Here is a 10,016-nt window from a genome sequence, read left to right on the forward strand (position 1 = left end):
AGCCTTCACAATAGGAGTCCACAAACTTCACTGTGGGTTGAGGCTCTCTCGGCGCTATCATAGGCGGGACTTGGGTTTCAACGCTTTTTCTTGATTATACTCTTCCCAGAGTGACAAAAGAGCGATAGATTGTAATATCTGGCGTCATACAGGGAACCCTTGTTAGAGTGCAGTACAGAACCAAAACGGCAAGGAAATACCCTGTGTGTGAAGCATTTTGGCAAGCAAAAATCTGGGGCTTGGTTGATAATCTTGACCTCAACACCTTAAAAAACAATGCGGGAAACGAAGCTACACCCTATTTCAATGCTTTAGAAGCAAGCCGTTCATCATCACCTGTCCCCTCGACTATTCATCAAAATGCCGATTTAATTACCGATGCCAGCGATCGCGCCGTCCTTAATATCGCTTATCGGCACTTTCATGGAGAAAATCGTATCATTTTTGGGGGAACAGATACCCAGGAACTCACAGTAACCCACCTGCTATCGGGGAAAAAACTAACCCTTTGGGTTCCCCTCTCGGTGAACTCAAACAGTCAGACATCTGCCACCTCAACAGCTTCAAATAACTCAACGACTATCAATCATCAACAACTTTTCTGGTGGCTGTGGCGCTGCTTACCTGAACTCGTTTGTCAGCACAATCAATCCCTGATGCTAACACCTGCGGCAAAAAGTTTACCCGATGCCTCAGTGTGGAGTCATAACAGTTTACGGGCTGCTATGGCGGGAACTTTAGCCACCTATGGACGCACACCCCAAAGACAACAACAATCAGACGACTTAACCCCCCGCCCTTATCTGGCGATTTTCAGCTTCACACCCGTTCAGGAAATTGTGAAATCCAGTCGCAAAATGCGCGACTTTTGGGCGGGTTCTTGGGTACTGCACTATTTATCTGCCAAAATTTGCTGGGAACTCGCCCAACATTACGGACCCGATAGCCTAATTTATCCCAGTCTCTATCAACAACCCCTGATTGACCACTGGCTGAGGGGAGAATATGAGACGTTTACTCCTTGGATAGACGAACCCAGTTCTCGTGACTTACTCACTGCTGGCTTTCCCAATGTAATCGTTGCCCTGCTTCCTAGAGGTGAAGTTAAAGCAGCAATGCAAACAGCCAAGCAAACATTGCTCAAAGAATGGTTAAAATTAGGGAATTTGGTCTTTACCGAACTTCAACAACGGCGCTGGATAAGAGGGACAAGAGAATTATCGCCAGACAGTCGCACCTGGAACGGTTGGCTAAAAGCCCAATGGCAGCCCTACTGGGTAGCGTTACCATTAGGGGCAAACGGTGAAGACTTGACCAATCAATCCGTTTTTGACACGCAAGACGGGAGTGACAATCCTTGGCTGAAAGCTCAAAATGCTACCTGTAACTTAGGGGAAAATAGCCGATTATTTAATCCCCAAGAGTTCGATTTTATACAAGCTGTTAAACAAAATCTTTCCAATACCCCAGTGAGTGTCAACGTTGGTTCTTGGTGGCCCTACCTTTTCGACCAATTGCGCTTTGGTTTATCCGCCGTAAAAAATTCCAGAACCTGGGATATTCCTACCGCTTTCAGTCCTCGTTCCACAATTTCCGGTATCGGACCTGTCGTTTATCCTGACTCTAACGAACATCAGCCTAGAGAAAAGAACCAGCATCGCCCAATTACCGAAGCCCAAACCAAGGACTTTTGGCAAGAACACGCGGGATTATTTGACGGTATTGAACAACTGAATGCGACGGAAACCCTAAAACGAGGGATTCATCGAATTTTATCCAAAAAAGAGGTTTTAGGGTTAGAAGAAAGGCAACTTAATGCCGCCTATCCTGACTTAACGGCTGGAGCGGCAGGTTATTTAAGGGTAAATTATCCCAAGAATGACCCACAGCGAAAAGAACACTTCCGCCAGACTTGTGCCTCTGTACTTCAACAATTAGATAAGTTTCCAGACGCAAAAAGGAAAGCCTTTGAAGACATGAAATGGGGGATTCCTGGGCTTGAACGTCAACACCCTGATTTAATCAGTTGTCCTCCCCGTCTTCTCAACGCTGGCTGGTTGGTGGCTGACTTAGACATTTCCGAACCGGACAAACCCGACTATCGCACTGAATTACAAAAGCATATTGCTCAGTTTTACCCGAACAATAACCCCACCGATTGGTATGTTTTAGCGGCTGGTGATGGGGATGGAATGAGTCGGTGGCTTAAAGGTTTACCCCTAAAAAATTACCAGGATTATATGCCCTCGGCTTCACCCTTGCCCGATACCGCTCATCCCAAAATTCACGACGCTTTTAATCACCTTAAAGGGCTTCAAAAACGCATGGGTCCCTCTACCCATAATGCCCTGAGCCGTGCCCTCTTGGACTTCTCCAATAAACTGCTGCCTTACCTAACCGAACAGCGCTATACCGGACGCTTAATTTACGGGGGTGGCGATGATGTCTTAGCTTACACCAATCTTTGGGAATGGGATAAGTGGTTGTGGGATGTACGCCAGTGCTTCCGGGGGGCGGACGATCAAGAGTATCAAGAGTTCAACAATGAGGGGGATTATTGGCAGTGGCAGGGAAGTGAACCGCCAGCAGGTATTCCCAAACGTCCCCTATTCACGATGGGGAGTGAGGCAACGATTAGTTTTGGGATAGTCATTGCTCATCATTCTGTCCCCTTAGCCATTGCCCTAGAAAATCTTTGGGATGCAGAGGAAAAAGCGAAGGAACATTCCTATACTACCGAATCTAAGATTTCCCAGAAAAAAGAATATTTCCAGAAAAATGCTGTGCAAGTTAGAGTTCTATATGGTAATGGGAATAGCCTCAACGCTACTAGCAAATTTGAGGTGTTTAGACGCTGGCGATCGCTGCTTAATTTAGCGATGGAACCCGCCCTATTCGAGCAAGCCGCACAAATTTGGAGTCAACACCCAGCACCGAATATAAATGCGATCGCTCCCTGGACGCAAGCCTTTTGTAACCGCCGCGAACTGTTCAAAGGAAATGAAGCGCTCAAGAACGATGTGCAGCAACAATTGGAACAGTTTCTGTGCAGTTTACACGCCATGACTCAGGCAGAAAAACGCGAGACAGAAATTCAAAACTGGCTCAAACTCGCGGCGTTTGTCCTACGGAAACGGGAAATAAAAATCAAATGGCAGGGAGAATCATGACACATTGGTACACCCTCACCCCCCTAGATGTGCTGCTGCTGCGGGATGCCAAACCCTTTACCCCCACCGAACGGGCTTGGGCAGGAAGTATTTTCCCCCCCAATGGTCATACAATAGTCGGTGCCTTACGCAGTCTGCTGGGAACTTCCGACGACTTCGATATTACCGGATCATTCCTGTGTCGTTATGATACGACAGAACAAAAACACTGGCTCTATTTCCCTCGACCTTTAGGATATGTTGGCTCTATTCCCCTGGTTCCGATTCGTTGGGATACAGGTTCCCATTTGCATAACAGGCTGGAATTTGACTCAAGCAAACCTTGCCCGTTGGTTAAAGCCTCTTGGAACAATCCTGCTGCTGACAATAATAATGATGAGGAAAAACCAGAAACAAAATATCGCCAGTATTTACCCTCGGATGTTATCTTGTCCTATCTAGAAAACGGACAAATTCAAGATGAGGATTGGAAGGTTCAATATAAGGGAGAAGATAAGCCCTGGACAACATCAAGCCGCTCTCACAATTCAATTGAACCCGGAACTCGCCAAGTTAAAACAGCAGATGGTTATTTTGTCGAGACGGCGGTACGACTGCATCGGGATTGGAAGATAGCCATTGGTTTAAAGCAACCTCTCAACTCATTACCTGCCACAATGCGACTGGGGGGAGAAGGGCATCGGGTACTGATTGAGGAGTGCGATGAAATTAAAGGGCAATGGGAAAAGTTGAAGGGAAAATCGGATGAGAATTTCAAACCAACAGGAAAATCTATTGCTTATCTAGTTACCCCTGGCGTGTTCGAGCGCTGGCATGACGACAATATGGCTCGCTGTCGTGCTTATCCGTGGGAGTGGATACTGTCTACTAATGGGGGAAACCTTGTCAGTTTTGCAACAGAGCGCCAAGTGTCGATTGCTTGTCGTTCTCAGTATAAAGACAAGGACGAAACCAAACATAATGTTCCAGCCCCCCAAGTCTTTGCAGCACCTGCGGGAACATTATATTACCTCAACCACCCTCAAGACTTGTTTCAAAATCAGGACAGTGCGCCTGAAAAGGTGAAGCGCTGGCGGAAATTAGGTTACTCAGAATTCTTTTGGCTTCCTTACAAACCCTCAAGTGAGACGAACAATGACTGATTTTCGGATTGGCTATATGTACAGCCTTGCCCCTATTCACTGCGGCGGCGAGGGCGATTTGGGTAATATTTTAGAGATTGCCCGCGAAGCGCATACCAATTTTCCCTATGCGCCAGGTTCCTCTGTGCGGGGAAGTCTCAGGGATGAAGTGGCATCTGTTCAGCCCAAATCCCAAATGGTGGATGATTTATTTGGGAAAGAACTCGATAGTAACGGACAGATGGGTGTGCATCAGGTGTGGTTTGGTGATGCCCGTCTGCTGTGGGTTCCCATGCGTACTATGTCCATGAGTGGGGGTAAGGATGTCTTTACCTGGGTAAGCTGCCATTCTCTGATTCGTGACCATGCATTGCTAGCCCAGCTCAATTATGAATCATTTCCTGATTATGCCGTGGGAACTGTAGCGAGTGGTACTTATACCGTAGCTGATGCTGATATTCAAGTCAGTGGTTTGTTGCCTCAGCAGAGAAATGCGATCGCTCTTTCTGGTAATTGGCATTCTAACTTAGCCAGTGCCGTTCAACCGACTTGGAACAACAAACGCATCGTACTGCCGGATGCTGACTTTGAGGTACTGATGGAACACTCCCTGTGGACGCAGGTTCGCAACAAGATTCAGGAAACAGAAAACGGTGCAACTCAGCCAGGTTCTGCCGAAGTGTTTTGGACGGATGTCTGCATTCCTAGAGACACGATATTTTACTATCCTTGGGGTTACAGTTTGTCGAAAACAAAGCCCATCACTTCTCGTCACCACAACGTATTAATGGATGTACTCAAAAGTTTATTTCAAGTTGGGGGTCAAGCCAATGTGGGACGGGGTTGGGTGCAAGGTTGGGTTGCCGATGAGACACCCCCGACTGGCTTAGAAACTCCTGAACATCAAGCTGAAACGATGGCTAGTGATACGACAGAATCCTCAGAGGAATCGACTGCAACTGAGCAAACTAAGGCAACGGTGGAGGTTTAAGGATGGGTAATAAAAAAGGCAAAAAGCAGAAAACATACCAGTTTCCCAGTTCTCAACCATCTCCTGCCAAAACTCCAGCGATGGCACAGAACACCCCAACCACAGAAAATCCTAGTTCTTTCTCGTCAAATTCCTCTAATCCTTCACCATCTTCAGGGCAAAGGGTTCAACCTGAACAAATGAGTTTAACGGCTCATGCTCACATTCAAACCTATTTAAACGAGACAGGCAAATCGAAGTTAAACAAGGATGATGTAACCGCCGTTTTGCGACTTGCCCAACATTTGAGAGTGTTTGGCTTACTGTCGGCTGTAGGGTATCTCAACCAGTCTAATGCTCAAGAGGGTAAGGTCAGAGAACGTACCGAACCCGTCTGGAAAAGTTTGCTGGGACAGTTAATTGAGCCAAATAACCCGCCAAACGCCAAAAATTTGATGACAAACGTGGTGGAGATGGCAAGTCAAAAACCCTCTGAATACATGGCAGCTTGGCGCAAGTCATTGATTTTAGCCAATCACTGGAATTTTTGGGCAAGAGCTTATCAAGAGGAAGAAAAATGCAAGAAAACGGCTACCCCTACAGCGGAATCCAATTAATTAATTTACTCGAAAAGCAGCACCAGGCGCGATCGCAATCTGATTTATTCAAGAAAGGCACATTTACCTTAACGTGGAGAGCGAAAGTTGGCTCATTTCCTCACCCAGATATTGAAACGATTGTATCGGCGGGTGAACCCTGTGGAGCGTGGAAACCAACCAGCGGACGCCCAGAAGCCAAGCGCAATGTGGGTGCAAACTTAGAACAAATGCCAGTGCTGCCCCTCAATGGCTACATTCCGGGTTCTGCCATTCGCGGTTTGGTCAGAGCCTGGGCAAAAAAACGACCCGATATTCTGCCGAGAATGCAGGAATTACTGGGATATCAAGAGAATGATAACACTATTAGAGCTGGCAAAATTGAGTTTCTTGATGCTTGGTCTGAGCAACCAACACAACTGACTCTCGATATTGTCAATCCTCAACAGCCATTCCAGGTTTACCACGAAGGGCAAAGTACTCCCCTGTCTTTCTACACTTTGGGAAATGGGAAAGATTCTGTCTCTGTAACTGTAGCAATTCGGGGGATTCCCCACCGTGCGACACCGGGAGAGGTTGAAGAGGTTTGGGAATGGGTACAACAGGCACTCAGTTTATATGGTGTTGGCAGTCGCACCGCTTCTGGTTATGGCAGCATTAATGTCGATAGCATCTCTAAACCCACTCTAGACCCTGGTTGGGCAAGAAAAACCTTTGAATTTACTCTGTACTCTCAAGGGTGCGCTGGTGCAGATATGAGAACTCCGGAACTGCGCCCCACCCATTGGCGGGGATGGTTGCGTTCTTGGATACTGCGGTTTTTACTGGGGGTCATGTCCCAAGACGATGCACAAGCAACCGTGGGAGAACTCCTGGGAGTTCTAGAACCCGAAAGCCGCTTGGGTTGTGTGCGCTTACAAATGGTTGACGGAAAACCTTGGGGAAAGCGTTCTGAGGATTATCCCAATTTTTATACTTGGAAAGGTCAGTTACAACTCAGTGCGCCTAAAACTATTCTCAGTCAAATTATTCTCCCGATTGTCCAATTTGCGGTAATGGTTGGAGGTGTCGGACGGGGTTGGCGCAGACCTTTGCATATTTTTCAGATGAATAACGGTCAAGACGCGGCACGGGGTAGCTATCTAACGTTAAAGCAGAGCGTAAAAAAGCCAGGTGCTAAAAAAAGTGAGCTGAAATTGTATGGTTTACCGATAAAATCTGAATCCTGGGATAGCATGTATCAGGGTTGGTTGGAAGCAGTCAGACAGCATTGGTCTAACCGAGTGATATCTTCTCACCCTAATCCTGTCGCTGAAGTGTTCTCACCCGCCACTTGTGCTGTTTATGCGGTTCCAGGTCCGGTGGAAGAACCGATTAGTCGAGAGTATTTTACTTGGGAATTTACCAACCCTCAAGATACCCGTGGGGATGGAATCAATCTCATTTATCAGCCTGTATACAAGCGGAAACCTGATGTGGGAGGCTTGGCAGCGAGTGGCGGTAATTCTCATTGTTCCTGGGTGAGTATTCGGCGGGTGAATATTCCCCATAAAGAAGAAGATACCAACTGTCAGGAAATTGTTTGCTTGTTTATGGGTGGAAAAACGCCGCAGTCCCAGCATTTGCGATCGCAATTCCTCCAAGATTTAGCCAAGATTCCTGGTGCTGTGCATTTATTGGGTGTTCAACCTGCAAACTCGAATTAAGCGATCGCTTTTCTTCCCCACCCCATTCAACAGCACTTTCCCTATTCCCGCGTCCTCTGTGTGCTTCAAGATTCATACTAATTTTGGCGATAAGTCAAGCCACTAACCATTGAAAATGGCATGAAAAAAGCGGTTCAATCTACCAATCGACACACCTCAGCAAATCCCCGAAACCCTATATTTTTCGTTGAGGTGTGTCGATGCCATACAGAGAGGGGGTTTGAGGTCTATGTTTGGCTCAATTTTTAGGAGGATATGGTACTATTTCCGGAGGTGTGTCGATTCGAGGGCTGAAACCCAGTCTCCGTAAGGCTCCCTGAACGAACTCTTCCCACTCGCTGGGAAAACTACTTGAATGGAAACATTGCCTGCTGATTGACGACTCCTTGAGCAACTTCCCACTCGCTGGGAAAACTACTTGAATGGAAACCTTCAACCCAGGTGGTTTGTCGAACAATTTCCGCACAGCTTCCCACTCGCTGGGAAAACTACTTGAATGGAAACGTACAGCAAAATATCACCAGAAGGGGTAGAGATATTACGCCTTCTTCCCACTCGCTGGGAAAACTACTTGAATGGAAACCGGTTGCGGTTGACCCTGGCAACAGAACGTCTGGGCGAGCCATGACTTCCCACTCGCTGGGAAAACTACTTGAATGGAAACCCTTGGAGGCGGTTTTCAGAATTACCGCTACCGTGAACTTCCCACTCGCTGGGAAAACTACTTGAATGGAAACTTAGTCAAGGCATTCTTAACCTCGGTAGGCTTCCCACTCGCTGGGAAAACTACTTGAATGGAAACGGACATACAATGCCATAAATTATCTTCCATCAAGCGAGAAATAGCCTAGATTGACACAGCGAAAGAAGCGATCGCTAAAAATCGACTTTTGCAATAGGTGTAGTAAAAAAAATCCCCCGACACCACCGGGGGACAATTATTTTCAGGGATAAAATTGAATATTTTTTTATTTGGAACTCCCGAATGACTCCTTCCCCAAACGTCAAGGGAAAAGCCGCTATCAATCAACAATCATCCCCAGTCATCTCCAACCCCTCATCAAACGATAAATCACAAAAAATTCGTCATCTTCAATAGTGGCAAATTCCTAGCACTTCCCTCTTCTCCTTTGTTAGAGTGCAAAGCAGATATAGACAAACTCAATGAAAACTCCTCAATCCCAATCCACCCGCGTCGATACCCTAATCATCACCGTTGGCACTCGTCAAGTTGGATGGCGTTGCAATGATGGTGCAATTCGTTCCTTTGGTGCCGATGCTAATATTAGCTATCCCCCTCACGTTGCCGAACTTTACCAAGAACTGGGTATTGAACGTGGCGCTTACTTGGAAAACGGTAAAACTTACCCCTGGAGTGCCAGAGATTTAGGTCAACGTTACTACAATTGGTGTGTTGAACGGAATGATTTCAGCTTGGTTGAACTGCTTTTAGACCAAAATGTTATTGAATCTGGCGTTAAGCAAGGACTCAAACATATTATTCTTTGGGGAACTGACCAACCCGAAACTGTCTCTTGGTTTTATCGCCGCCTGGATACCCTGTGGTTGGCACAGTTAATGGCAGGCAAAATAAGGGCAATTTGGTCGGATATTCGAGTTGATATTCATACACCCGTTATTGCCGCTAACGATAGCGATGCAATTCGCAAGGAATTGGAATTATTAATCCTCCACGAAGCACTAAACGCCTTTTCCCCTAGTACTGAGGAAGAATTTGTACTGTGGATTCAAAATAAAGGCTGTGCGCCTTCTATTGCGTCTGGGGTAGAAATTTGTGCAGCGGCATTAGTGCGGCAGTGCCAGGTATTTAATGCTATGCCAGAGGAACCCGATAGTTTCTTTGATACCCTCCCCAACGGCACTCGTACCGCCTGCCACTCTCCCAGATTCAAACTCATCCCCATGGGTGAATATTTCTTACCCCTAGAACGAATGCGGATTATTTCGGCTTGGGAGAGGGGTGATTTCTCGGAAGCACAACTTTGGTTAAAAGTCCACCAAAGTCGCTACAAAATTCTGTATAAATTAGCCGGGATTCTGGCACTTTATACCCACTGGGAAACCGATAAGTTTTTACAACGCATTGGTGATTGGTTGCGGTCGAATGACTTAGCCGCCGTTGCTGATACTGAGCAAATTGGGGTGTGGAAAGACCAATGGCAGCAAATGAAAGCCAGTCGCCTAATTCAAGCGTGGGAGTCTTCATTCCTGATTAAGTTGCCCCTACTCCGGCAAAATTATACCGCCGCATTTGTCCAGTTTGCCCAAACCTTAGAGCGATTGCTGTATATTCAGTGTCAAAATAATGACTGGGTTAGTCAGGGTTTCGTTACTCCACCCCCGCATCTGACCTATTTAGGAAAAGATTATCTGCCGGGACTGGGGGGATTGATTGAAGGATGGCGTAAATCTCAAGGAATAACGATTAATAA

The 10,016-nt window shown here is 46.6% G+C and carries 6 protein-coding genes and 1 CRISPR repeat array; all 6 genes read left to right on the top strand.

All coding sequences use genetic code 11. The annotated features are described in order from the left end of the window. Nucleotides 1-203: 203 nt before the first annotated feature. The gene (locus IQ257_RS27495) at nucleotides 204-3,170 is read left to right on the top strand and encodes a type III-B CRISPR-associated protein Cas10/Cmr2 (RefSeq protein ID WP_193880401.1); all 2,967 of its coding nucleotides are present in this window, start codon (nucleotides 204-206) and stop codon (nucleotides 3,168-3,170) included. Beyond that, nucleotides 3,167-4,312, top strand: a complete 1,146-nt coding sequence (locus IQ257_RS27500) for a type III-B CRISPR module-associated Cmr3 family protein (protein WP_193880398.1) — start codon at nucleotides 3,167-3,169, stop codon at nucleotides 4,310-4,312. Before IQ257_RS27495 ends, IQ257_RS27500 begins: the two co-directional genes overlap by 4 nt. Continuing rightward, on the top strand, nucleotides 4,305-5,282 hold the full coding sequence (locus IQ257_RS27505; RefSeq protein ID WP_193880395.1) for an RAMP superfamily CRISPR-associated protein: 978 nt from the start codon (nucleotides 4,305-4,307) through the stop codon (nucleotides 5,280-5,282). Before IQ257_RS27500 ends, IQ257_RS27505 begins: the two co-directional genes overlap by 8 nt. A gap of 2 nt (nucleotides 5,283-5,284) precedes the next feature. Then, the gene (locus IQ257_RS27510; protein WP_228061085.1) at nucleotides 5,285-5,878 is read left to right on the top strand and encodes a hypothetical protein; all 594 of its coding nucleotides are present in this window, start codon (nucleotides 5,285-5,287) and stop codon (nucleotides 5,876-5,878) included. After that, complete coding sequence (locus IQ257_RS27515) at nucleotides 5,839-7,563, top strand: RAMP superfamily CRISPR-associated protein (RefSeq protein ID WP_193880392.1); 1,725 nt, start codon at nucleotides 5,839-5,841, stop codon at nucleotides 7,561-7,563. Before IQ257_RS27510 ends, IQ257_RS27515 begins: the two co-directional genes overlap by 40 nt. 327 nt (nucleotides 7,564-7,890) lie before the next feature. Next, nucleotides 7,891-8,365: direct repeats of the CRISPR family, unit length 36 nt; unit sequence CTTCCCACTCGCTGGGAAAACTACTTGAATGGAAAC. A 362-nt stretch (nucleotides 8,366-8,727) separates the two neighbouring features. After that, the coding region (locus IQ257_RS27520) for a hypothetical protein (RefSeq protein ID WP_193933388.1) at nucleotides 8,728-10,016 on the top strand (1,289 nt) is incomplete at its 3' end.

Origin of the sequence: Coleofasciculus sp. LEGE 07092 (genome assembly GCF_015207375.1) — a bacterium.
In the GTDB taxonomy this organism is placed as follows: Bacteria; Cyanobacteriota; Cyanobacteriia; order Cyanobacteriales; family Coleofasciculaceae; genus LEGE-07092.

Coding starts and splice junctions, on each gene's coding strand:
- IQ257_RS27505 (WP_193880395.1), top strand. CDS start 4,305: ATGACTGATTTTCGGATTGGCTATATGTACAGCCTTGCCCCTATTCAC.
- IQ257_RS27500 (WP_193880398.1), top strand. CDS start 3,167: ATGACACATTGGTACACCCTCACCCCCCTAGATGTGCTGCTGCTGCGG.
- IQ257_RS27510 (WP_228061085.1), top strand. CDS start 5,285: ATGGGTAATAAAAAAGGCAAAAAGCAGAAAACATACCAGTTTCCCAGT.
- IQ257_RS27515 (WP_193880392.1), top strand. CDS start 5,839: ATGCAAGAAAACGGCTACCCCTACAGCGGAATCCAATTAATTAATTTA.